This is a genomic window from Acinetobacter sp. WCHA45 (genome assembly GCF_002165255.2).
GTDB lineage: Bacteria > Pseudomonadota > Gammaproteobacteria > Pseudomonadales > Moraxellaceae > Acinetobacter.
Map to the genome: position 1 here is coordinate 770,529 of NZ_CP028561.1, position 25,430 is coordinate 795,958.

The window sequence follows — 25,430 nt, forward strand, 5'->3', positions numbered from 1 at the left end:
TAAAAAAACACCCCTTTGGGGTGTTTTTTTATGTCTATTGTTCGACAATCTATCCTTAATTGTGTCCTAAACTGATACCTTGCTGTCCTAAACTGCACTTAATTCATCGCAATAAAACCGTAATATAAAACACAAGAAAATGAACAAAAGTACTAAATGGAAATTTTCCATTTAAAAGGAGTCAACAGCATGAATGCTAAGGTAAATATTTCAAATCGTGCAGGTGCAAGTTTCCCAGTACGCCGTATGAATTTTGATTTTGATCAGGTTCCAGAATACTGGATGAATGGCTCGGCTGGCTTGACCCATTTCATGACAGCACTTTCAGCATTGTTTCCAGATGGTGAGAAATTATTTATTGATTCAGTTCGTGCTGTACGTTATCACCCTGCCATTAAGGACAATGAAGCACTACAAAAAGAAATCAGTGCCTTTATTGGTCAAGAGGCAATGCATACTCAGGAACATGTTGGTTTTAATGCTTCTGCACAAAAATATGGACATGATGTATCCTCTTTAGAACGTATCACAGGTCGCTATATCCAGTTCGCACGTAAGAACTTTGCTAAAGCAGTTAAACCATTTGGCATGACTCAGGAAATGGTTGACTTAACTGCAACAACTGCGCTGGAGCATTTCACAGCAACAATTGCGTCTGAATTACTGCGTAATCTACATATTCAGGAACTCATGACCGATGACACCATGTCTTATATGTGGTTCTGGCATGCAATTGAGGAAAATGAGCATAAAGCTGTTGCCTATGATGTCTATGAGGAAATTTTTGGCCGTGGCGTGAAAGCCTATGCACTACGCAATACAGCATTAGTGGTTGCGATGGTGTTGATCTTCACCTTACAGTCTTATTTTGTTCTACGCCTATTAAATCGGGACAATAAACTGAATCTAAAAGAATTAGGTATGATTTATAAATATGCCTATAGTCCATCAAAAGGTATTATTGCAGGTATGACGGGTGAAATGTTGGCTTACTTCAAACCACGTTTCCATCCAAATGACTTAGATACCGTGCAGTTGCTTAAAGTCTGGAAGGCGAAATTAGGTTTTTAAATTAAAAGATCTATTAGCTAAACCTATGTAAAAAGAGCAATAAAATTGCTCTTTTTTTATTTTGAATATTACATTAAATAGACTTTTTAAAATCATACTGACATGTCCCAAGATGATGCTTTTCTGACCTTATCTGCACTTATTTAACGCATGGGAAAGGGCGTATAACTAAAGAATAATAAATGATTAATAAAGAAATCTTCATGATAGGAGAGTATAGTATGAATGCTAAAGTCAATATTTCAAACCGCGCTGGCGCTAGTTTTCCTGTACGCCGAATGGATTTTGAGTTTGGCGAAGTTCCACGGTATTGGGCAAATGGAGATGCTGCTTTAACTCATTTTATGACTGCACTTTCAGCACTGTTTCCAGAGGGTGAACAATTTTTTGTGAATAGTACCCGTGCAGTTAGAAATGATCCAAAAGTTGCTGATCCTCGATTACAAAAAGAAATTAGTGCTTTTATTGGACAAGAGGCAATGCATTCAAAGGAACACTTGGCCTTTAATGCAGCTGCGCAAGCTTATGGTTATGATGTGCGCAAATTGGAGGCACAAACAGGTAAAGTGATTCAGTATGGCGTTGCTATAAGTACTAAATTATTAAAACCATTTGGTTTTACAAAAGAGATGATTGGTTTAACGGGTACTTGTGCCTTGGAGCATTTTACATCAACGATTGCTGAAGAACTATTGTCTAACCCAGATATTCAATCCATGTTTATGGATGAGACCATGTACCATTTATGGATGTGGCATGCAGTTGAAGAAAATGAGCATAAAGCGGTGGCATTTGACGTTTATGAAGCGATGTATGGGCAAGGATTTAAAGCGTATTTTATGCGTTCATTAGCTTTAGTGATTGCAATGGGTTTAATTTTTATTACCCAGTCATATTTCACTGCGACTCTTTTAAAAACTGATGGCAGACTTACATGGCGAGATACCAAATATATGCTCAAGTTCATGTATGGCTATAAAGGTTTTATGACACGTCAAATTCCAAAGTTACTGGCATTTTTAAGACCAAAATTTCATCCGAATGATGATGATACAACAGCATTATTGAATAAATGGCGTGCTGAATTAGGCTTTAATATGAGTTAACTAAAATGGGCAATTAAAATTGCCCATTTTCTTATTCAAATTTTGTATTAAATTGCTGATAATCTGCATCAGTATTTTATAGGGTAAAAGTCTGTGATCCGATTGATGCAAGAGAGCGATTTAGACAGTGTTGTTGCAATTGAACGTTTAGTACAAACACATCCTTGGTCGAAGCAACAATTTCAAGAGTCTTTAGCTTCCTATCAGTGCACGGTCTATGAGCAGTCGAATCAGGTTGTTGGGTTCTGTATTTTGCAGCCTGTTCTAGACGAGGCCAATTTATTACTGATGGCGATTCATCCAAGCCAACAGGGCAAAGGTCTTGGATACGAGTTGTTAGATTATTCCATTCAACTTTTAAAAAATAATCCAATCCAAATTTTTTTAGAAGTACGTGAAAGCAATCTTGCTGCAATCCGTTTGTATGAAAAAACGGATTTTCATCAAATAGACTTACGAAAAAATTATTATCCAAATTTAGATGGTACAAAAGAGCATGCTGTGATTATGGTCAAAACATGCACTGATGATTTTGCTGCTTTATTTAATAATTAAGTTATCCCACTCCGATGGTAGAGTTGTCATTAATGAATTTCCAAGTTGATGAATCTCTTTTTCCGAGAGTGGGCGGTTAAGGCGACGCCATTGTCCATCTAATAATAATTCCAGTGGCGTATATTGTGATTTATAGTTCATTTTAGCTGAGTGAGGCACCCAATAACCTAAATATAAGTAATCTAAATTTAAAGTGCTGACATATTCAATTTGTTTAAGAATCGCAAAAACACCAAGTGAACGACGTTGTTCTTGAGGATCAAAAAAAGTATATACAGCAGAGAGACCGTCATCCATTAAGTCGCAGGTAGAGACAGCAATCAGTTTCTGATCATCCCAAAGTTCGATGAAAAAACTTTCTGTACAACTGTGAACGAGGAATTTTTCAAACTGATCTAATGTTGCTGGATACATATCGCCATCTGCATGACGCTCGTTAATATAACGCTCATACAAATCATAATGCTGTTGAGTGGCTTGCGAAGTTGGCAAAATACTCATTTTTAAATCTTGATTACGTTTCCATGCCTTCTTCTGGCTACTATTCATTTTAAATTCTTGAATTGGAACGCGACAAGATAAACATTGGCGACATAAATGGCATTCTGGTCGATAGACAAAATCGCCACTACGTCGAAAACCGACACGCGAAAGTTCAGACAATGTCACCACATCAATACGGTGAATTGGATCTAAAAATACCATTCGAGCTGATTTGTTATCGAGATAACTGCAGTCGTGTGGCGGTGTTATATAGTACTGTAAGTCATTTAAAAGGGACTTGGGTTGGTATGATTTCATTAATCTCCCTCCAAGGTGTTAATCCATTAACCGTCTAATTTTGCATAAACTGCTATTGTTTTACTTGAAAATACACGTTCTTGATAACTTTTCCAATTGATAGAGGGGGCAATAATTACATCTTGTAACGATTTTAGATATGTCTGGCGAGAAATTGTACTGGCTCCCAGACTCAGGAGATGATCGTTAACCAGTTGGCAATCAATCCAAGGAAGCTGATTTTCTTGACCGATCAACATGAGTGTATAGAAAGCCATCTTGGACACATCTGTTTCTGTACTAAACATCGATTCACCAAAACAGCCTTTACCTATTGTTACGCCATATAGTCCACCAACTAATTTTTCTTGTTGCCAGACCTCAATGCTATAGGCATAACCCGCCTTAAATAGAGAACAATAGCCTTCGATAATATCTTCACTAATCCATGTTTCATTTGCATAGCTGCGGGGGAGTGAACATGAGCGTATTACATCTTCAAAAGCATGATTCACTGTAATCCGATAATCATATTTTTTCATATTTCGAATTAGTGATTTACTGGGTTTATATGCATGAGGCTCAATAATGCAGCGTGGTTCAGGACTCCACCAACAAATCGGTTCATCTTCGTTAAACCAAGGGAAGAGACCATGTGTATAGGCCTCAAATAATGTAGCAGGTGATAAGTCTGCGCCAATACAAATAAAGCCATGTCCTTCTGGATCGGCTTCCACAGGATTTGGAAAAATATATTGGGATAGGGGTAGTGGTTGCATAACAAATGAGTTTAGTCAGGATAATTTTAAACTAACTGAACTGGAGAGCGTTGACAATCCATTGGACTGTCAACGTTAGATGAGGAGGTGTAATTAATTCAGGTTGTCGAGATATTTTTCTGCATCCAGTGCAGCCATACAGCCTGAACCTGCCGAAGTAATGGCTTGGCGATAAACGCTATCCGCCACGTCACCTGCGGCAAATACACCCTCAATAGAAGCTGCCGTTGCATTACCCGAAGTACCACTTTGAACCTGAATATAACCATCACGCAGGTTAAGCTGACCATCAAACATGCTGGTATTGGGTTTATGACCAATAGCAACAAATAAACCTTGGACAGCGATATCTTGAGTATTGGCGTCTTGTGTGGATTTGATGCGTACAGCCGTTACTCCAGTGTTGTCACCGAGTACTTCATCTACTTGATGATTCCAGATGATACTGATCTTGCCTTCTTTTTCTTTGGCAAATAAATGATCCTGTAAAATCTTCTCGGAACGCAGGCTGTCACGGCGGTGTACTAGTGTTACATGTGCCGCAATGTTTGAAAGATAAAGTGCTTCCTCAACCGCAGTGTTACCACCACCCACAACCATGACATTCTGGTTTTTATAGAAGAAACCATCACAGGTTGCACAGGCGCTCACCCCTTGACCCATAAACGCAGCCTCAGATTCCAGACCCAGATATTGTGCAGTTGCACCTGTTGCAATAATCAGCGCGTCACAGGTGTATTCTTCCATATCGCCTTTCAGCACAAATGGACGGGTTTTTAAATCGACTTCATTGATGTGGTCATAGACAATTTCTGTACCGAAACGTTCAGCGTGAGCTTGCATGCGTTCCATCAATACAGGACCAGTTAATCCCTCTGGGTCCCCTGGCCAGTTATCCACCTCAGTGGTCGTTGTTAACTGACCGCCAAGCTGCAAACCAGCAATCAGCGTTGGTTTGAGGTTGGCGCGTGCCGCATATACCGCCGCACTATAACCTGCAGGGCCAGAACCCAGAATAATCAACCGTGAGTGACGAGCGCTCATTAAAGAACATCCTTTTTATATTGAAACTTTTAAAATTATACGTGAATCCACAGGGGAGTGGGTTGGATAATATTGATATACTTAATCGAATTGAGCTATATCATGGAGAGCATTTACTGATATTTCATCAATGTTTGCAACAACAATGGATGTTAACAACAACAGTAAACAATCGTGCATCTTTTTTGTAAGAACGAGTGCATAATATAAAACTTATTGATCAAGGTCAGTTAGACCTTAATCGATACCTACAAATAACAAATTGGGTTACAGGACTGTATATGGCTGCGGTGTCAAGTGTTTATGCACAACGCTTTTTAATGACATTATTTTTGATTTCTTTTGGCATTTATCTATTTCTTGCCACAGTAACCTACACACCTTTTGATCCAGGTTGGATGCATATTTCCAGTGATACGCAACAGGTCTCAAATGCAAGTGGTGTTGCAGGTGCTTGGATTGCAGATTTGTTATTCGGTTTTTTAGGATGGGCAAGTTTGTTCATTCCTTTATTTCTATTTATCGAAGCAATTCAAGTATGGTGGCCTAGAAGTTTTTTAAATCGCCCATTCCGTTATGCAGCACAGTTCTTCTTGATTCTGTCCATTTCTAGTTTGTTGTATCTACATTGGAATGTTCCAGCAGATACTTTAGAAAATGCAGCAGGTGGTATTATTGGTTATGAGTTGGGTCAGAGCCTTTCTCAGCTTTTAACCATTTATGGTGCAACATTTTTTTTATTTGCTTTCAGTATTTTATTATTCACTTTAGCTTTTGGTATTCAATGGAATAAAACTTGGGCAACATTAAAAAATACGCCAGCATATTTACAAGATTTGTTCTATAAAAATATACCTCAACACGAATCTGCTTATGATTTGACTGAACAATTAGCCTCAACAGAAACACCAACTATAAAGCAAAAAGCTCCACTCCAAGCGGCGGATTCAAATATTGTAGAGGCGAATGATACAGCCCAAAGTACACAGCACAGCATTGCAGCTAAAACAGCATCGACAGACAATGCACATCATCAATTATTAGCCGAAAAACTATTTGCTGATGTTGTTGCCAAAGAGCAGCAAAGTGTTCAATCACAAGAAGTATTATCAACAGAAGACTTTGAGCAAACTTTAAAACAAGCACATCAACTTGCAGCCGATAGTCAGCGTTTAATTCAAACAGGTGAAGTATGGCGTGCATTACAACATGATGATGCGAGCCATAAACAAGAAATTGATGCACTTTTGCGAGCGGCAGATGATGCTATAAATCCTTCATCTCAATATGTACACGCAGCAACGGAAGTTTCTTCTGTAGAGCAACGTCCTCATCAGAGTCCAGTCGATTGGAATGATGACCAAATATTCGATGAATTATTGGCTGCTGTTCCTAATAGTAAAACGGCTACGGATGTACATAAGCCATTTATTCAAGAAACGCGATCAACGGCAAAAAATGAAAGTGATGAAATTGACTTTGATATTGAGTTAGATTCAATAGACGTTCAATCTGTACCGCAAGCAACGGTAGTTCAGTCGCATCATACGATCAAAAATATGATCGCTGACGATAAGCAAAGTATTTTGGATGAAGGCTTTGATGAATTTGAAGATTTGTTCATTGAAGACAAACAACAGCAATCTGTATTGCAAACTCCGAGCTATGCGCAGTCTTCGGCTTTTGTAAAAGCACCTATTGAGATTGAAACACCTAAAGAGAGTTTATCAAAAGAAGCATTTATTGAAGCATGGCAAGAAACTGCGGGTAAAGTTGAAGAAAATTTTGATATCGAAGATGATTTTGATTTAGACGCGCCGTTAACAGACTCATTTGGTCGCCCAATGTCTCGTGCGATGCAAGTGGCTCAAAAACGTCGTGATTTACCAACTTTGCCAGGTTTAGAATTATTGGACGAAGTAGATCCGAATAAAAAGGTGAACTTTACAGCTGAACAATTAGCTCGTTTGTCTGAACTGCTAGAAATTAAATTACAAGAGTTTAATGTTAAAGCTCAAGTAGTGGAGGCTCAACCTGGGCCTGTCGTGACACGTTTTGAACTAGATCTTGCACCGGGTGTAAAAGCATCTAAAGTGACCAATATTTCGCGTGACTTAGCACGTTCAATGTCAATGGCATCTGTTCGTGTGGTTGAGGTGATTGCTGGAAAACCTTATATCGGCATTGAAGTCCCAAATAGCAGCCGCGAAATGGTTCGACTGATTGAGTTGTTAAAGACACCTGCATTTGAAGACCCAGCGGGTTTACTTTCGATGGCGATGGGTAAAGACATTTCAGGTAATCCTGTGATTACTGATTTGGGCAAAGCGCCACATATGTTAGTTGCGGGAACAACTGGTTCAGGTAAGTCAGTAGCTGTTAACTCAATGATTTTATCAATGTTGTTAAAATACACGCCTGATCAATTGCGTTTAATTCTAATCGACCCAAAACAGCTTGAATTAGCTAACTATAATGATATTCCACATTTATTAACACCTGTTGTTACTGATATGAAAGATGCTGTAAGCGCATTGAATTGGTGTGTAAATGAAATGGAACGTCGTTATAAGCTAATGTCTTTTCTAAAAATTCGTAAATTGGCTGACTATAACCGCAAAGTGGAAGAAGCGATTGCCAATGGTGAAGATTTGATTGATCCAACTTGGAAAGCTAGTGATTCAGTTGTAGGGGAGCGTGCACCACGATTAGCTCCTTTACCATCGATTGTGATTGTTGCAGATGAATTCGCTGACATGATTATGCAGGTTGGTAAAAAAGCTGAGGAGATGATTACCCGTCTGGCACAGAAATCTCGTGCAGCAGGTATTCATTTACTACTTGCAACACAACGTCCCTCAGTTGACGTCATCACAGGTCTGATTAAAGCGAATATCCCAACACGTGTTGCATTACGTGTAAATAGTAAAATTGACTCTCGAACAATCCTTGATGCAGGTGGGGCAGAAGATCTATTAGGGCACGGTGACATGCTATTCTTAGGGCCAGGTAAAATCGAACCTGAGCGTGTGCATGGTGCGTTTATTAGTGATGATGAGGTGAACCGCATCTGTGACGCTTGGCGTGAACGTGGTGAGCCTGATTATGTTGATGAAATCTTAACCCCATTTGATGAAGAACCAACCTCACGTGGTTTTGAAGATGGTGATGGTGATCCTAATCGTGATGCACTTTATGATCAGTGTGTTTCTTTTGTACTTGAAACGCGCAAGGCTTCAACATCATCGTTACAACGTAAATTTAGTTTGGGGTATAACCGAGCTGCACGAATTATTGATCAAATGGAAGAGAACGGGATCGTAAGTTCAATGGGAGCTAACGGCAAACGTGATATTCTCGTTTAATAAGAATATTCCACTAATAAAGCCCCTCTTTAGGGGCTTTATTGTTATAGGTTTATCAATTTTATATAGTAATAATCACGTTTTTTATTTAAGCTTATTGTTTAAAAATACAAGCTAAAGGGTGAGCCATGTTTGTTGCATTATGTACACTCATTTTTATTCATTTTTGTGCGCTTATCACTCCAGGGCCTGATTTCTTCCTAGTCTCTCAAACTGCTGTCAGCCGTTCTCGTAAGGATGCGGTATTGGTTGCATTTGGTATTTGCTTGGGGGCAATGGTCTGGTCACTTTTAGCATTGATGGGACTGAATATTATTTTTGAAAAGATGGCTTGGCTAAAACAAGGCCTTTTAGTCGCTGGTGGTTTATATTTATGTTGGTTGGGATACCAAATGCTTCGTTCAGCTTTTTCAAAAGGTGAGCAAAGTATCAAACAGATAGTATTACCTCAGTCGCCTTATTTATTTTTTATGAAAGGTTTACTCACTAACTTATCGAATCCTAAAGCAGTGATTTATTTTGGCAGTGTATTTTCATTATTCTTAGCCAATCCTTTATTTGATCAGCATCACTCTTTGCTTTTTATTATTATTGCGATAGAGACCTTGCTGTGGTTCTTAGTGGTAGCGTTTGTATTCTCATTGCCTACATTCAGAACAGCATATCAAAATTTTGCAAAATGGATTGATGGTATTTCTGGTGGGATTTTTACCTTACTGGGCGTTTATTTGATTGGTAGTCGATAAAATAAAGAGATAAAAAAGCCTGCTTTAAGCAGGCTTTTTTATCTTAAGCAAATTTTGCTAATACTTCTAAGAAGCCGTCTTTTTGACGTGGAAATTGAGCGATCACGTCATGAATACGCTGTCCTTCAGGATTAGTCGCATTTAAATCACGACCATCAGCTAAAAATTTGGTGATCAAGCGCTCATAGTCGAAGGGACGCATATGTTTGAAAGCATGATAGAGCACATGGAAGTCAGCATTGACATCTGCTGGTGGAAGTTGGTTGAGGTAGGCAAAAACACGCTCATCTGACCATTCTTCATTGAAAGTTGCTGGCTGTGATAATGCCATGACAATCTCCTCAGTCTTAAAATAATAAAGGCAAAATACGGGACTGAATAATTAACAAAGCATGGCCTTGTTCAGTCGCAATGTATTTTGCCTTTATTTGCGAAAAATCGCTAATGAAAAAACTTCTATCGATCTTCAGGTAAATTGATATTCATTTCTAACATTTCGATATTTGCTTCTGAACGAACTTGCATTTGAATGTGCTGTTCATCTACACCACGAACGTAACGACTGACCACTTGCATGATTTCTTTTTTCATTTGGTCAATTTTGTCTTGGCTTAAGCGACGACCTAAACCTTGTTCAGATGCAACAATAACTTTTAAGCGATCTTTGGCAGTTTGCGCACTTGATGGTTTTTCATCACTGCTAAAAAGTTTACTCCAGAATCCAGCCATAATTACGCTCCAAATAGTCTAGCTAACCAACCTTTTGGCTGTACTGCAATGTGTCGATAAGGACGATCTTCGCCTAGGAAACGAGCGACTAAATCATCATAGGCTTGCCCAGCTTTAGTTCCATCATAAAGAATTACGGGCTTACCTTCGTTCGATGCTTGAAGTACGCTTGGACACTCAGGAATAACACCCAAAGTCGGAACACGTAAAATATCTTTTGAAATATCATCAATCGTTAACATTTCTTGTTTGTCAGCACGTTCAGGGTTGAAACGTGTGATACAGAGATGTTTACGGATACGGCCTTCGTTGTGTTCAACTTTTTTAGTTTTACTATCAAGCATACCAATAATACGATCAGAGTCACGTACTGATGAAATTTCTGGGTTTGTCACAATGATTGCTTCATCAGCATGATACATTGCCAAGATCGCGCCACGCTCAATACCCGCAGGTGAGTCACAGATGATGTAATCAAACTCTTGAGATAGCTCATCAATGACACGTGCAACACCTTCATCGCTCAAAGCGTCTTTATCACGTGTTTGAGATGCTGGAAGAATGTATAGGTTTTCGATTTCTTTATCACGAATCAGGGCTTGTTGTAAGCGAGCTTCATTATTGATGACATTGACAAAGTCATAAACGACACGGCGTTCACAGCCCATGATCAAATCGAGATTACGTAAACCTACATCGAAATCAATCACAACAGTTTTATGACCACGTAGGGCTAAACCTGTTGCAAAAGATGCGCTTGTTGTAGTTTTACCTACACCACCTTTGCCTGACGTTACGACAACAATTTTGGCCACCGAATCCACTCCTATTTATGGTCATACGGCCCTAAAAGGGCTTTTTGGGTGTTTAACAAGTTAAATTAAAACTGTAAGGCTTCAAATTCAAGCTCTTGCTTGTTATTTAAATAAATATGTACGGGTTTTTTGATCATATCTTTAGGAATATCATCTGCGACACAATATGTCCCTGCGATCGAGATTAACTCTGCTTCTAGTGAATGACAAAAAATTCGAGCTGATGTGTGCCCACCTGCGCCTGCAATGACTCTACCACGAGCATTGCCATAAATGTGAATATTTCCAGACGCAATGACTTCAGATCCACTATTCATACCCGCATTCAAGATAATATCACCTTGCTCCTGTACCAAACATTGTCCAGTACGCAAAATCTCATCATGATACGAGGTGATATGCGTAGTCGGTGTTTGTTTTTGTGGTGATTGTATTTCTTGAGTTTCAGTATTTTTTTCAGGTGCTTGAACAACGACTTGCTCTTTTGATGCTTTGATACGCTGTAAAGGTTGATCAGCAGGCAGTACAGGAAATTGAATCGCCCGAGCTTCATCACCTAAAATTCCATCAATTACCGCCATTGGCTGTAACCCAAGATCAATCAGCAATTGAATTAAGGCAATCAGTTCTTGTTCAACGGTACTGTCAATAATGACTAATGTTCCAAGATAAGAACCTTCATTGAGGGTGCTTGTAAGTTGCTGGCGGATCGCATTATGGTCATTTGTGTCGAATGTTAATCGACTAAAATTCACCATTCTGCCCGTAATCCGTATATCAGCCATAATTTATCCTTAAGGGCTTTTTTAAGCACTCTATTGTGTTAAAGCATGTTGTAAATAAAAGCAAATGCTAGAACAAATTACAGGAATTCTCTAGCTAGATTGGTAAATTTTCTTGTAATCATTCTGCTTTTTTATCCAATTGATCATATTCACGTAAAGTTTGCTGCCATTGTTTGACTTTGACTTGTTTTCGTATGGCTGCAAGACTTTCAAATACCACTGATTCGACCAATTCTTCTAAGTATTTATTATCAATATTCAATTCACTGACTTTTTCTGCAATAAATAAATAATTCTGATTGGGTTGATTTACAGATCCGTTAGTAAACGGCTCAATTAAACCTGCACTGATATTTTCACCCAAACGTTGCCCTATACTTTGAATTTGCTGTTCAATTCGCCCACCTACGATTGGGATTAGACGTAATAATTGAGTTAGCTCAGGCGTATCTTCAATGGCTTGATTAACAATAATCCCTACTTTTTGCGTAATGATCGGTTGTTGTGCTTGTAACGTTTTTGCTAAAGATTCTTGCAAGACAGAAGAAAGGGCAACGGTAAATAATTGACGATGATGATCCACTAACTGATGAATAATATCTTTATGACTTGAACTGGTTTCTAGCTCCTGTCGGACGCCATCTATAACTGTAATCACCACACGATCTGACAATTCTTCCATAACGACACTGTAATAAAAAAGTGCCTTAATTCGAATATTATCTGGAACGACTTTATAACCTAGTTCATGTAAACGATAGGCAATGATACCTGCGCGGAATAAACGTAGAAAACGTAAATGGGGAATAATCGCTAAGATTTCATACCAATGAATAAATGGAAAAAACCACCAACGAGCATGGTGTTTATTCACAATCGCAATTGCCCATCGCACGGCAAGTTCAGTGATTAAAAAAATAATAAACCATGCTTCGGTGATAATCACCCAAGGGTGCAGATAGCTACGATAGAATTCAAGTACACCGGCTAAATGGATCGTATTAAAAAACCATTCGCCAATATTACTCATTAAAAAAAAGTTCATGCCTAAGCAGAACAAATTAAAAACAATAATAAACACCATGAAAATGTCATAAACCAGAAACAGTTTAAAAAACTTACTGTTTGGATTTACAAGGTTATATTTAGAGTTTTGTTTTGAGTCCTGCTGAGTCATGTGGTGAGTCAATTCCTAATCAGACTATTGATAATATTTAGATTTCATTTGTGAAATCAGTTGGTCTTTCTCTGTCCAAATTTGGTCGACCCATTGCTGGAAGCGTTCGCGGTAGATTGGATCATCTTCATAATTTCCACCAAGCACCCAATCTGGAATTTCTATTTTACGCAAATCCACAGCAATACGTGAAACATCGCCTAGCCAGAAATCACCATAATCTGGTGCACCATCAGGATAGACAATTGTCATATCAACCAAAGCATCAATTTTATCGCCTAAGATGTTTAAAGCCAATGCCAAGCCACCTGCTTTTGGCTTAAGTAAGTTTTGATAGGGTGATTGCTGTTTTGCTTGTTTTTCGGCAGTAAAGCGAGTGCCTTCAAGATAATTGAGTAGTGTAAAAGGCTGACTTAAAAGTTGTTCGCAGGCCTTACGTGCTTCTAACATATCGCGATGTTTCAGTTCTGGGTTTTTAGCCACTTGTTCCTTTGAGTGACGTTTCATCATTGGGAAACCCAAAATCTTAAAGGCTTGCCCAACAAAAGGAATAAAGATGAGTTCCCACTTGGTAAAGAAGCGGGTGAGTGGCATACGTGTGAGACCAAAATATTGATTTACCGTGGTGTCAACCCAACTTTGATGATTACAAATCATCATATAACGACCTTGTAAATTCAGATCGAGCTTCTCATCAATACTGATTTCCCACTTAAGATTTGGTAAGATTTTTTCAATCAGTTGATTATTTACGCCAATCCAACTATTCGCCAACTGAATATTGGTTTCATCTACCTTTTTTGATTTTTTAAATAATTTTGTAAAACCAAGAGCAAGAACAGGAGGACCATGTAAAAAAGTACTTCCTGTGATTACAGAACCAACAGTAAGTCCTTTAGTTACCCTTTCTAATAACGATACTTTTTTATTTGTGGTAGACATAAATCAAACCTTGGGTGCTAATTTTCGATAAAACAATCCTTTTAACTATAAACAACAGATATTTAAATACAACTGTATATTTTTAAATGTTCACAATTTTCATATATTCCAGTACTTATAGATACAAAATCTGGGAAATTAAAATTTTTACCATAGAAGACTTAGATGATTACTTAATTTTTAATAATGTGACTTATTTCTCATAAGTATATTTTTATGCAAAATGATAAACAGTGGAGAGAATGTGAGTATAAGATCAAGAAAAGTGCATCAAAATATTACAAAAATATAAATAAACTGTTTGTTATTAACAAAATATCAATGGTCTGGCTTGATTTTCTCATTCATTATTTGTTCAGACAACAAAATACATAGACAGGAGCTACGCAATGCGTGCATTAGCAATTTCAACATTAGTAGGGGCTGGATTGGTACTTTCTGGTTGCCAAACAATGAGCGGACAAGGTAATGATATCGGCGGTGTTTCATACGACAAAGCTGCTTTAGGTACATTAATTGGTGCAGCGGCTGGTTACGGTGTTTCTAAAGGTATTAATAACGGTAGCAGCAGCCAAAACAACCGTGCAATTGCAATCGGTGCGATTCTTGGTGGTGCAAGTGGTTTATATCTCGATAACAAAGAGAAAAAATTACGTGAGCAAATGGCAGGTACAGGTGTTGATGTAGGTCGTAATCCAGATGGTTCTGTTCAATTGATCATGCCGGGTAGCATCACGTTTGATACCAATAAATCAAACATCAAACCAAACTTCTACGGTACTTTAAACAAAGTGGCGCAAACTTTAGCTGAAGATAACAAGAGCGCAATCTTAGTTACTGGCTACACAGACAATACTGGTAATGATTCAATCAATATCCCATTGTCTCAAGCACGTGCTCAATCAGTTAAAAACTATTTAGCAAGCCAAGGTGTTTCAAGCAGCCGTATTGATGCGCAAGGTTTAGGTTCTTCTAATCCAATCGCTTCAAATGCAACTGCTGCTGGTAAAGAACAAAACCGCCGTGTAGAAATTAGCATTTATGCAAAACAGTAATTATTACTGATTTAAAAAAACCACCTTCGGGTGGTTTTTTATTATGTCGAACAGCTTGCGACAAACTATGGCGTGTTATTTGTATAAGGCATCATAATTTATACACATCCCAAGATTTACTATTGGGATTCTAAAACAGAGATGTCTATAATCATGCTCGAAAACTTGAGAGGTATTACGAGATGTCATCTGCCAGTCAACTCAATGACAAGCAACTTGAAGCGATGAAATATGTTCAAGGGCCATTGTTGGTGCTCGCAGGTGCGGGTTCAGGTAAAACCTCAGTTATTACACGAAAAGTTGCTTTCTTAGTACAGCAATGTGGTATTCCAGCACATCGTATTACTGCCATGACCTTTACCAATAAAGCCGCACGTGAGATGAAGGAGCGTGTCGCTAAGTTATTGTCACGTGAAGAAGCAAAAGGACTCTCAGTTTCGACTTTCCATACTTTTGGCTTAAATTTATTGCGTTTAGAATTAAAAAACTTACCTCTTAAAGCCAATTTTTCGATTTTAGATGCAGACGACTGCAAACGAATTCTGATGGACTTAATGCAGCGCGATAATATGTCGGGCGCAGAAAGTAAAGAACTCATCGCCAAAGCAATGAAGAAAATTTCTGATTGGAAAAATGACTTAGTTTTACCAGAGCAAGCCCATTCAACGTGTGAAACAGTTGACGATGTACAGTTAGCACATTTATATCAACTCTATGAACGTAATCTGCGCGCTTATAATGCCGTTGATTTTGATGATTTGATTGTGATGCCAACACGTTTGCTGCAAGAGAATGCTGAAGTCAGAGACAAATGGCAAAATCGGGTTCGCTATTTACTGGTAGATGAATATCAAGATACCAATACTGCACAATATACCCTTGTAAAACTTCTCGTTGGTGTGATGGGGCAATTCACCGCTGTAGGTGATGATGATCAATCTATTTATGCATGGCGTGGTGCAAAGCCTGAGAATATGGCTTTATTAAAAGAAGATTTTCATAATTTAAAAGTCATTAAACTTGAGCAAAATTACCGATCAACCAGTCGTATTTTAAAAGCGGCTAATGCCGTAATTGAAAACAATCCACATATTTTTGATAAAAAATTGTGGAGTGATAAAGGACATGGTGAAAATATCCGTGTGATCACGTGTTTAAATGACGATGATGAAGCGGAACGTGTTGTTAAAGATCTCATCACGCATAAATTGATGAATGGTAAAAATTGGAAAGACTATGCGATTTTATATCGTGGTAATTTCCAAGCACGCGTATTAGAAACGCAGCTCCGTCAAATGCAAATCCCTTATAAATTATCAGGTGGGCAATCATTCTTTGCTCGTGCTGAGATTAAAGATGTGATGAGCTATTTACGTCTCATTATTAATCCTGAAGATGATAGTGCTTTCTTACGAATTATTAATACACCGAAGCGTGCAATTGGGCCTGTCACCTTAGAGAAACTGGGACTATTTGCACAAGAAAATACCTTATCGTTATTAACAGCTTCTTCAGATCAACGATTGTCGATGGTATTGCCTAAGAAAGCTGCGACTCAATTACATGAGTTTGCTGATTTTATCGCAACATTTACCCGTGAATTGTTAGATGATGATGAGCCTGTACCTAAAGTTCGTCAAATGATCAACGAAGCGGGTTACATTGATTATATACGTGAGCAAGCAGCAACACCTGCTCAAGAAAAAACCAAAATCGATAATATTGAGAGCCTCTATACCAGTATCCAAAATCTGATTAATCGTACTGATGATGTCGATGAAAAGAATATTGAAAGTGTGATTCGCAAACTGGTATTGCTCGATATGTTAGAGCAGCAGCAAGAAGAAGAGGACACGGATAAAGTGAACTTATTGACGTTACATGCTGCAAAAGGATTGGAATTTCCTTATGTGTATATGATTGGCTTGGAAGAAGAGCTATTACCACATAAAAACTCGATTGCTTCAGAAACCATCGAAGAAGAACGCCGTTTAATGTATGTGGGTATTACCCGTGCTCGACAAGGGCTTACCTTGACACTTGCTGAGCAGCGTAAAAACGGTGGTCAAATGCGTCAAATGACACCAAGCCGTTTCTTAGACGAATTGCCACAAGATGATCTAGAGTGGCATGGTCGTAAAAAGAAACTCGCACCGAATGTTGATCCGAAAGAGCAAGCTCAGCAATATCTCGCGAATTTAAAAGCATTATTGAAACGTTAAGAAATAGTAAGTAGGAAGTTGTAATGAAAGTTCAAGTTAAAGTATTAGATGCTCGTTTAGGTCAAGAATGGGCGTTGCCTTCTTATGCCACAACGGGTTCAGCAGGTTTAGATTTACGTGCCTGTTTAGATACTGCAATTGATATTGCGGCTGGTGAAACGGTCTTAGTCAAAACAGGTTTAGCAATCTATATCGAAGATCCCAACTTTGCAGGTTTAATTTTACCGCGCTCAGGTCTTGGTCATAAACATGGTATTGTATTAGGAAACTTGGTCGGTTTGATTGATTCCGATTATCAAGGTGAATTGATGATTTCTGTGTGGAATCGTGGGCAAAGTACATTCCGATTAGAACCGGGTGAACGTTTGGCTCAATACGTTTTAGTTCCTGTGGTACAAGCTGAATTTGAACAAGTGCAAGAATTTGTTGCGACTGAACGTGGTACAGGTGGTTTTGGACATACAGGTCAACACTAATACTGCTTTCATTATCAATTTAAATGCAATGCTTTGCTTAAAAGCATTGCATTTTTGATATTGATTGTTCTTTGGATTTGTATTAAAAAGCAGCTGATAAATTATTTTAATTTTTTTGAACAAGGGTTAACTAATTTCTTAATAGTTCTGTTTTTTTTGAATCAGCTAATGATTATAAAAATAGGGGTTCACTGTGAATACAAAATATACATTTCCTCTGAGTATTTTTCGTGCTTATGATATTCGCGGAAAATTAAATCATTTAACACCTCATGTAATTCATTCAATTGGCTATGCTTTAGCGCAACAATATAAAAATGCAGGACAATATCAAGTCGTTATTGGGTATGACGCACGTCTAACCAGTCCGACTTATGCCAATATTATTCAACAAATTTTTCAAACACAGGGTTTAACAGTCACCAACATTGGATGTTGCTCATCGCCCATGATGTACTATATTGCGCGTGATTTTGGTGGGAACGGAATTATGGTAACTGCAAGCCATAATCCTAAATCTGATAATGGAATTAAATGGATTTTACAAGGAGAACCACCTAGCCCTGAGATTATTCAACAGGTCGGTTTAGCAGCTCAATTTGCCTCAGAAAAAATTGGAAAAAATAGTGATCTACAAGAATTATCGCATCATATTATTCCTGAATTTTGTTTAAAATATCAACAATCCTTATTGAGTGATATTCAGTTAAAACGCCCTTTAAAAGTTGCATTAGATGGTTTACATGGTGCAGCAGGTCGTTGTGCAAAACTCGTCTTAGAGAAATTAGGCTGCGAAGTTATTGCGATTCGATGTGAGGCAAATGGCACTTTCCCAGACCATGCACCTGATCCATCACATGCGGAACATTTAAAACAGTTGCAAGCGGCTATCCTTTTGGAAAAAGCAGATATTGGTATTGCCTTGGATGGTGATGGTGATCGAGTCGTTATTCTGGATGAGCTTGCCCATATTATTAGTCCAGACCGTTTATTGTCTTTATTCGCACAAATTTGTTTAAATCACCATCCTCAAAAAGAAATCGTATTTGATGTGAAATGTTCACAAATGGTGGCCGAGACGGTACAAAAGCTCCATGGTCAAGCCAAAATGATTCGTACAGGAAGTAGTTTCTTGCGCGCATATTTATCTCAATCAAAAGGTAATGCCGTATTTGGGGGAGAGTATGCGGGTCATTATGTATTTAATGATGGTCGTGGTTTTGGTTATGACGATGGTCTATATGCAGCGCTAAGAGTCATGGAATACCTGACTCAATCAGACGAAGCAAACCTTTCTGCTTTATTAGCAATTTACCCTGAACGTTATTGTACTGAAGATACCTATATCAGTACCCATGATATAAACCCTAAACAAGTTTTAAATGATATTGAAATTCAAAGTCATCGTTTAGGTGCTCGTTTAAGTAAAATAGATGGTGTAAGACTTGATTTTGATGATGGTTTTGGCATTATTCGAGCATCTAATACGGGTGAGTATTTCACAGTTCGTTTTGATGCAGATAATCCAAGCCGATTAAGTGAAATCCGCCAAGAATTTGTTTCTATGATGCAAGAGCAATATCCGCAAATTGCACAAGAACTCGCACAAGCTTAATAAGGAGACACGCATGCCACATGAGCATATCGGCATTGATAAAGCAAAAATTTTGATTGAAGCTTTGCCGTATATTCAACGTTTTGCAGGTAAAACGTTGGTTGTAAAATATGGTGGCAATGCAATGACTGATCCAGAGCTTGAAAGCTCTTTTGCGCGTGATATTGTGTTATTAAAAACAGTGGGCTTAAATCCAATTGTTGTACATGGTGGTGGCCCGCAAGTTGACTCTTTATTAAAACGTTTAGGACAAGAGTCTGATCGTATTGATGGGATGCGCGTTACTGATCAAGCCACGATGGAAGTGGTAGAAATGGTGTTGGGTGGTAGTGTCAATAAATCGATTGTTAATCTGATTAACCAACATGGTGGTCGTGCAATTGGTTTAACAGGTAAAGATGGTAATTTACTTCGTGCCCGTAAACTGCTTATGGAAAAACAAGAAGCTGATGGTTCAATTTCTCAAATTGATTTGGGGATGGTCGGTGAAGTGACTGGTGTTAAAACCGATGTACTGGAAATGTTTACCCAAGGGGATTTTATTCCTGTGATCGCACCATTAGGTGTGGATGAAGAAGGGAATACTTATAATATCAATGCTGATCTCGTCGCTGGAAAAGTTGCAGAAGCATTAGGCGCTGAGAAATTGATTCTTTTGACTAATATTACAGGTGTATTAGACGAAAATAAAAACTTATTAACTGGATTGAGTACACAAGAAGTAGATCGTTTAATTGAAACGGGTGTGATCTACGGTGGCATGATTCCTAAAGTCGGTTGTGCATTAGATGCGGTCAAAGGTGGTGTCGTGAGTGCACATATTGTAGATGGTCGGGTACCTCATGCAACATTATTAGAGATCTTTACTGACCATGGGGTCGGAACGCTGATTACCAATCGTGCGAAGCACTAAAGATTAAAAAGACCTCATTGAGGTCTTTTTTTTCGTCATGATCTGTTCATGTTATAGTCATTTCAATGTCATTTAATCGATTTAAGGTAACTCTAGACATAAGGAGCTTTCATTATGCTAGAAAAATTAAATCATTATCGTCAGACATTAACTTCACCTTTACGCCAAAAACCATCACAAAATCAATTTCGGTTTGGGTGGGTGGACAATCTAAAAGAATTACAAGAAGTACAACGTTTTAGAGCAAATCAATTCTCTCATCAATTTGGTATCTCTTTTGAAGATGGTCTCGATCAAGATATCTATGACTTTGGTTGTGAGCATGCTGTATTACGTGAGAAATGGACTGGTGAAATTGTTGCCTATACACGCCTTAAATTATTTCAGGGGCATGAGATTGGGCAAAGCTATAGCGCTAAAGAGTTTGATGTTGTTCCTAACCTTTCGCATTTGCCAAGTATTCTAGAAATAGGTCGTACCTGCGTACATCCACAATTCCGTTCTGGAAAAGCCTTATCAATGCTCTGGTTAAATTTGGTGCCAAAGGTGTTGTGGTCAATGCGTGCTAAGTACCTTATGGGATGTGTCAGTATTCATCTTGAAGATAATTTAGCGCGTGCCTATTACACTCATCGTCAGATTCAGCAATTGGGTGATCACCAAATTATTGATATTCGTTCAAAACGTGCATTCGAACCTGAGAGACCAGAATATAGCTTCCCACAAGATGAACGGATGCCAAAATTATTTGATACATATCTAGGTATGCAATCTAAGCTCTCTAAACAAGCATTTTATGATGAAGATTTCAAATGTTTAGATTATTTTGTTTTCTTAGAAATTAACAAAATTGCCACTTTTTTTGTCATGAATAAAATGGTGCAGCGATAGTTATATCATTGTTAGTCTAATACTGAGCACATATTGAGATTTACAAGATATCTAAACCTCATGCACAATAGGCTTAGATGTTAGACAGTTAGAAGATATGTGCCAGCTATTAGGAATGAATTGCGCTACACCAACAGATATTACTTTTTCCTTTCGTGGATTTTCTCAACGAGCTGGCATTACGTCTGATCATTGTGATGGCTTTGGTATCGCATTTTTTGAAGACAAAGCATGTCGGTTATTTGTTGATAATCAATCTGCAGTTGAATCACCAATTGCAGATTTAATTCGTAATTATCCTATTAAATCTCGTAATGTGATTGCACATATCCGAAAAGCAACACAAGGCAAAATTACGCTAGAAAATTCACATCCATTTCTACGTGAGTTATGGGGGCGGCATTGGATTTTTGCGCATAACGGTGATCTACACGATTTTAATCCTCAGCTTAGTGGTCGCTTTGAACCTGTCGGTAATACAGACAGCGAACGTGCTTTTTGTTATTTATTAGATCAAATGGTTGAAGCGTTTGGATATACAGAACCGTGTATAGAGAAAGTTTTTTCTCTGTTAGAACGGATTTCACCTGAAATTGCTGAACATGGCACGTTTAATTTTTGCCTATCCAATGGGCAAGCATTATTTAGTTATGCGACAACTAAACTGCATTGGTTAGTAAGAGAATATCCATTTCAACCTGCGCATTTAATTGATTTAGACGTCAAAGTAGATTTTAGCGAGGTAACGACACCTGAAGATCGTGTTGCTGTTATCACGACGGAACCGCTCACACATAATGAATCATGGACTGCATATCAGCCAGGCGAAATGATTTTATTTCAGCATGGAAAACCAATTAAATATGCACTAACACGTGTTGAACGTTTAATTCGAGAAGCAGACAATCCGCTGTTAAAACGAATGACCAAAGCAGATCAATATTAATTAGGTATAATCAAAATTAATACATGATATATACCTTTTTTATAATATAAATTCCTTAACTTTTATATTTAAACCCCATTATGAACTTGGTTGCAAAATTGGTTAAAAAATACTTGAGTGTTTTGATTGGGTAAAATATTTAAATAAATATAAAACAATAGGTTAATTTATTTTATTGAAAATATTTAAAATCTGACAAAAATGCTGTGTTTTTATTTAATTGCTTAGTCGATATTATGTCCTTATTCAATAAATCACATTGGTTTTAGGAATCGATATGGGCATGAAATGGTCTACCGAATATAATACAGGAATAGAGGTAATCGATGATCAACATCGACGTATTCTGGATTATATTAATGAAATCGCTGATTTAAAATATTCCCATGATCGTGTAAAAATGAAAAGTGTATTAGATAATATTATTGACTATACACAATCACATTTTACCTTTGAAGAAAGTTTACAAGAAGAAGCAAACTATAAGTATCGTGTACCTCACAAGCGTGTGCATGACTTATTTATTAAAAAAATAGAAGCTTATCGTGAGCGCTTTGAACTTGGTCATGAAATTGATAAAGAATTGCATGAAGCTCTCTCTAAATGGTTAATTAATCATATTCGCCATGATGATGCAGATTATGTTGGTGCAGTAAGAGAAAATATGATTGGAATTATTAAAGAAAATGAAAAGAAAAAAGGAAAGAATTGGTTCTCAAGATTCTTTGCTTAATGAAATAATAAAAATAATAAGACCTCTTATTATAAAAAATAATAAGGTGAGTATGAGTGAAAAATAAGAGGTCAACTTAATATAATAATAACTAGGCGCGGCAAGTCATCTTTATGGTGATTTGCCTTTTTCTTTCGATATCTTTTGTTTTGATTTTCAGACGTGACAAAGGCAAAATAGATTGAATATTTCATTGTAAGCTCCATAAAGAAGCACAATGAGTTCAAAGCTTTTTAAGGAATGCAGTATGCAGGACACAACTCTGTCACGCTGGCTTACACCAGTGATGGCGTTTTGCTTATCTTTTGTCATGATTAGCACATTAGCACCAACTGTGGGTATTCAACTTGATCGTCAATTTGATTTTTGGTTATTGTGGCTAGGAACCATGCTTTTATTAGCACTACCGATTGGTTTTCTTGAAATTGCCTTAGCGAAACGTTCACAGATGACCGCGTTACAAGCACTTTCTACTTTAACGCGTGATGCTGATGCTTCCCCGAAATGGCGTTTAGTAGGTTGGTTCGCTGTTGTTTTTGTTCCTTTCTTTGCAGGAAGTATGATAAATACCTCTGCTCACATTGTGACTGAGCAGCTTGCATTAAATCTTCCTGTTCAAATCCTTTTCGCTGTTTTTGCCGTTATAGCGCTTGGTTTATTTTTTATACCGCGCCAATTTTTAATTGGACTTACAACAATTGGAGTCATTGCTGCTTTCATTGGTGCAAATGTGATGGGAACTCAGTTAACTACTTGGCACTGGACAGGTGTTGAGTTTAAAGAGTGGGGCAATGCTACAGTGCTTGCTTTAGTCGCAAGTGGTCTAGGTCTAGGATTGTATTGGCAAAGTAGCTTAGCGACAGTGAAAAAACAACAAGCGGTCACAAGTTCAGTCTTTCCGATCTGGGTCGCGCAGCTTATTGCTGTCATTGCATTTGGTTTCTTCTCTACCCAAGCGCAACTTCCAGCATTAGCGTGGGTTTTTGCTGCGATAATGTCTGCTGCATTATTGATCCAATTTGCTAAAGAGCAGTTAGCACAACGCCAACTTGCAATCATTATTCAATGGGGCATTATTCTCGCGGCAATTGCAGTTTGGGCTGTGCCACAAGTTGAACAAATTTTTAATACTCTATTGATGATTTGGGGACTAGTGATTTGTTTGATTTATGCAGTTTTTGCAGGCTGGATTATGAAGATTAGCCATCTTCGTAAAGCTATGGGTTTTAGTAATGAATTATTTTATAACGTATGGCGTATTGCGGTACGTTTAGTTTTACCGCTTTCAATTTTGATTGCGATTGTCGCAGTTATTGGGCAAGTTTTATAATGGAACAGAAACAAGTTTGGGTTGCATTTGCGACACCTGAACAGCAATTTATGATTGGTGTTCCATTCAATGAAGGAATGACTGCACAACAAGCGATTGATGCAAGTGGTTTAGCAGAACAGGTAAAACTTCCAGAGCTTTTAAATCTTGGTGTATTTGGTAGCAAGATTGAGGTAGATACTGTTTTACAAGTGGGTGATCGAGTAGAGATTTATCGTCCATTGACGATTAATCCTAAAGATATTCGACGCAAGCGTGCCGCAAAGAACCCCGTTGGACGTTTTATTAAGGGTAATCGTTTCAGACCATCAAGTTCATAAATAAAACCCCTCACGAATGATTCGGTGAGGGGTTTCTTTTTTTGGGAAACTATTTATAGTGGTGGCGCAGTCAGAATCGCTTCTTTTGATGCTGGTAAACCAGGTTGTGATTCGGGAATCGTATCTAAACCTTCTAGACGTTCTACATTGCCATCCGCATCGAAATAAACTTTTAAGTGTTGACCACGCACTGCCGGTATTTTTGCTTTTTTAGCATAAGTACCTGGTGTGTAGTTGTAGATATAGTCCCAACGTAATGGATTTAATGGATCTGTAACAGTTGGACTACCCAGTAAGAAACGGACTTGCTGAAAGCTCATGCCGACTTGTACTTGTGATGCTTGTGCTTTAGTTAATGGTGTTCCCTGTGGAATATCGACTTTATAAACACCAAAGACTGAACAACCGCTAAGTACTGAAGTGACGAATAACGCCAGCATGATTTTTTGCATTTTGCTACACTATCCTGATAAATGATGATGCATTTGGTTCAAGGATAGATCATACTGCATCTAAACTCTATTGCCTATTCCAACTTAAGATTTGTTGAGAGACCTTTTTAAATGCCTATTTCCAATCAAGACTTACGCAAAGCTGGACTTAAAGTCACCCTTCCTCGTATTAAGATTTTGGAATTGTTAGAAAATTCAAAACAACATCATTTAAGTGCTGAAGATATTTATAAAACTTTGCTTGAACAAGGTGAAGATGTTGGTTTAGCAACTGTTTACCGAGTGTTAACACAATTTGAAGCGGCTGGTATTATCCAACGTCATCATTTTGAAAATAATCATTCAGTTTTTGAAATCATGCAAGAAGATCATCATGATCACCTTGTTTGCTTAAATTGCAACAAAGTTGTTGAATTTACGAATGATATTATTGAGAAAGAGCAACATGCTGTTGCAGATCAGCATAATTTTGCCTTAACTGGCCATTCATTAAACTTATACGGTTATTGTAGTGATTCTGAATGCCAAGATGCTTATCGTAAAAAATGAGTTTGATTTAGTTAAAGCTTAGTAGTTTACTAAA

Annotated in this window: 26 protein-coding genes; 16 read left to right on the forward strand and 10 right to left on the reverse strand. The window is 37.9% G+C overall.

The window, feature by feature from the left end:
• The first annotated feature begins 189 nt into the window (after positions 1–189).
• The 3 genes from CDG55_RS05040 to rimI all read left to right on the forward strand — a co-directional run bounded on the left by CDG55_RS05040 (position 190) and on the right by rimI (position 2,732).
• Entirely contained in the window at positions 190–1,071 is an 882-nt protein-coding gene (locus CDG55_RS05040; protein WP_087537150.1) for a metal-dependent hydrolase, read from the forward strand.
• Between the two features lie 221 nt (positions 1,072–1,292).
• Positions 1,293–2,177, forward strand: a complete 885-nt coding sequence (locus CDG55_RS05045; RefSeq protein WP_087537151.1) for a metal-dependent hydrolase — start codon at positions 1,293–1,295, stop codon at positions 2,175–2,177.
• A gap of 93 nt (positions 2,178–2,270) precedes the next feature.
• Complete coding sequence (rimI, locus tag CDG55_RS05050; protein WP_171287510.1) at positions 2,271–2,732, forward strand: ribosomal protein S18-alanine N-acetyltransferase; 462 nt, start codon at positions 2,271–2,273, stop codon at positions 2,730–2,732.
• On the opposite strand, the gene CDG55_RS05055 is transcribed toward rimI, so the two are convergent.
• The 3 genes from CDG55_RS05055 to trxB all read right to left on the reverse strand — a co-directional run bounded on the left by CDG55_RS05055 (position 2,718) and on the right by trxB (position 5,335).
• Positions 2,718–3,533, reverse strand: coding sequence for an arginyltransferase (locus tag CDG55_RS05055; RefSeq protein WP_087537153.1), 816 nt, complete (start codon positions 3,531–3,533; stop codon positions 2,718–2,720). The genes rimI and CDG55_RS05055 overlap by 15 nt on opposite strands.
• A 26-nt stretch (positions 3,534–3,559) precedes the next feature.
• Positions 3,560–4,291, reverse strand: a complete 732-nt coding sequence (aat, locus tag CDG55_RS05060; protein ID WP_087537154.1) for a leucyl/phenylalanyl-tRNA--protein transferase — start codon at positions 4,289–4,291, stop codon at positions 3,560–3,562.
• Positions 4,292–4,384: 93 nt separating this feature from the next.
• A complete protein-coding gene (gene trxB, locus CDG55_RS05065) occupies positions 4,385–5,335 on the reverse strand; it encodes a thioredoxin-disulfide reductase (protein WP_087537155.1) in 951 nt (316 codons plus the stop codon).
• 281 nt (positions 5,336–5,616) lie between these two features.
• Here trxB and CDG55_RS05070 point away from each other — a divergent pair, with 281 nt between their 5' ends.
• Positions 5,617–8,700 carry a DNA translocase FtsK gene (locus CDG55_RS05070; RefSeq protein ID WP_087537156.1) on the forward strand — a complete coding sequence of 1,028 codons (3,084 nt, stop codon included), beginning with the start codon at positions 5,617–5,619 and terminating at the stop codon, positions 8,698–8,700.
• A gap of 128 nt (positions 8,701–8,828) precedes the next feature.
• The gene (gene rhtC / locus CDG55_RS05075; protein WP_004663452.1) at positions 8,829–9,446 is read left to right on the forward strand and encodes a threonine export protein RhtC; all 618 of its coding nucleotides are present in this window, start codon (positions 8,829–8,831) and stop codon (positions 9,444–9,446) included.
• 43 nt (positions 9,447–9,489) lie between these two features.
• Here rhtC and CDG55_RS05080 read toward each other — a convergent pair whose 3' ends face one another.
• The 6 genes from CDG55_RS05080 to CDG55_RS05105 all read right to left on the reverse strand — a co-directional run bounded on the left by CDG55_RS05080 (position 9,490) and on the right by CDG55_RS05105 (position 13,894).
• Positions 9,490–9,777 (reverse strand): PA4642 family protein, encoded by a 288-nt coding sequence (locus CDG55_RS05080; protein ID WP_005158274.1) that lies wholly within the window; start codon positions 9,775–9,777, stop codon positions 9,490–9,492.
• Between the two features lie 125 nt (positions 9,778–9,902).
• Positions 9,903–10,175, reverse strand: a complete 273-nt coding sequence (minE, locus tag CDG55_RS05085; protein WP_004663449.1) for a cell division topological specificity factor MinE — start codon at positions 10,173–10,175, stop codon at positions 9,903–9,905.
• Positions 10,176–10,177: 2 nt separating this feature from the next.
• A complete protein-coding gene (gene minD, locus CDG55_RS05090; protein WP_005158270.1) occupies positions 10,178–10,990 on the reverse strand; it encodes a septum site-determining protein MinD in 813 nt (270 codons plus the stop codon).
• 65 nt (positions 10,991–11,055) lie between these two features.
• Positions 11,056–11,775 carry a septum site-determining protein MinC gene (minC, locus tag CDG55_RS05095; protein ID WP_087537157.1) on the reverse strand — a complete coding sequence of 240 codons (720 nt, stop codon included), beginning with the start codon at positions 11,773–11,775 and terminating at the stop codon, positions 11,056–11,058.
• Between the two features lie 118 nt (positions 11,776–11,893).
• Positions 11,894–12,952, reverse strand: coding sequence for a hypothetical protein (locus CDG55_RS05100; RefSeq protein WP_087537158.1), 1,059 nt, complete (start codon positions 12,950–12,952; stop codon positions 11,894–11,896).
• 24 nt (positions 12,953–12,976) lie between these two features.
• Entirely contained in the window at positions 12,977–13,894 is a 918-nt protein-coding gene (locus tag CDG55_RS05105; RefSeq protein ID WP_087537159.1) for an acyltransferase, read from the reverse strand.
• Positions 13,895–14,283: 389 nt separating this feature from the next.
• Between CDG55_RS05105 and CDG55_RS05110 the strand changes: the two genes are divergently transcribed.
• The 10 genes from CDG55_RS05110 to CDG55_RS05155 all read left to right on the forward strand — a co-directional run bounded on the left by CDG55_RS05110 (position 14,284) and on the right by CDG55_RS05155 (position 24,395).
• On the forward strand, positions 14,284–14,949 hold the full coding sequence (locus tag CDG55_RS05110) for an OmpA family protein (RefSeq protein ID WP_087537160.1): 666 nt from the start codon (positions 14,284–14,286) through the stop codon (positions 14,947–14,949).
• 182 nt (positions 14,950–15,131) lie between these two features.
• On the forward strand, positions 15,132–17,171 hold the full coding sequence (gene rep / locus CDG55_RS05115; RefSeq protein WP_087537161.1) for a DNA helicase Rep: 2,040 nt from the start codon (positions 15,132–15,134) through the stop codon (positions 17,169–17,171).
• Between the two features lie 23 nt (positions 17,172–17,194).
• Entirely contained in the window at positions 17,195–17,647 is a 453-nt protein-coding gene (gene dut, locus CDG55_RS05120; protein WP_087537162.1) for a dUTP diphosphatase, read from the forward strand.
• A 193-nt stretch (positions 17,648–17,840) separates the two neighbouring features.
• Positions 17,841–19,262, forward strand: a complete 1,422-nt coding sequence (locus CDG55_RS05125; protein ID WP_087537163.1) for a phosphomannomutase/phosphoglucomutase — start codon at positions 17,841–17,843, stop codon at positions 19,260–19,262.
• Between the two features lie 13 nt (positions 19,263–19,275).
• On the forward strand, positions 19,276–20,175 hold the full coding sequence (gene argB / locus CDG55_RS05130; RefSeq protein ID WP_004663435.1) for an acetylglutamate kinase: 900 nt from the start codon (positions 19,276–19,278) through the stop codon (positions 20,173–20,175).
• A gap of 114 nt (positions 20,176–20,289) precedes the next feature.
• Positions 20,290–21,066, forward strand: coding sequence for a GNAT family N-acetyltransferase (locus CDG55_RS05135; protein WP_087537164.1), 777 nt, complete (start codon positions 20,290–20,292; stop codon positions 21,064–21,066).
• A gap of 97 nt (positions 21,067–21,163) precedes the next feature.
• Positions 21,164–22,012 carry a class II glutamine amidotransferase gene (locus CDG55_RS05140; protein ID WP_087537165.1) on the forward strand — a complete coding sequence of 283 codons (849 nt, stop codon included), beginning with the start codon at positions 21,164–21,166 and terminating at the stop codon, positions 22,010–22,012.
• Between the two features lie 277 nt (positions 22,013–22,289).
• Positions 22,290–22,745, forward strand: a complete 456-nt coding sequence (locus CDG55_RS05145) for a bacteriohemerythrin (protein ID WP_004663432.1) — start codon at positions 22,290–22,292, stop codon at positions 22,743–22,745.
• Positions 22,746–22,992: 247 nt separating this feature from the next.
• Positions 22,993–24,075 (forward strand): hypothetical protein, encoded by a 1,083-nt coding sequence (locus CDG55_RS05150; protein ID WP_087537166.1) that lies wholly within the window; start codon positions 22,993–22,995, stop codon positions 24,073–24,075.
• Positions 24,075–24,395, forward strand: coding sequence for an RnfH family protein (locus CDG55_RS05155; protein ID WP_087537167.1), 321 nt, complete (start codon positions 24,075–24,077; stop codon positions 24,393–24,395). The genes CDG55_RS05150 and CDG55_RS05155 overlap by 1 nt, the downstream gene beginning before the upstream one ends.
• A gap of 53 nt (positions 24,396–24,448) precedes the next feature.
• Here the strand turns inward: CDG55_RS05155 and CDG55_RS05160 are convergent, their stop codons facing one another.
• Entirely contained in the window at positions 24,449–24,847 is a 399-nt protein-coding gene (locus CDG55_RS05160; protein ID WP_087537168.1) for an outer membrane protein assembly factor BamE, read from the reverse strand.
• A gap of 111 nt (positions 24,848–24,958) precedes the next feature.
• Between CDG55_RS05160 and fur the strand changes: the two genes are divergently transcribed.
• Entirely contained in the window at positions 24,959–25,396 is a 438-nt protein-coding gene (fur, locus tag CDG55_RS05165) for a ferric iron uptake transcriptional regulator (protein WP_004663428.1), read from the forward strand.
• Positions 25,397–25,430 lie beyond the last annotated feature (34 nt).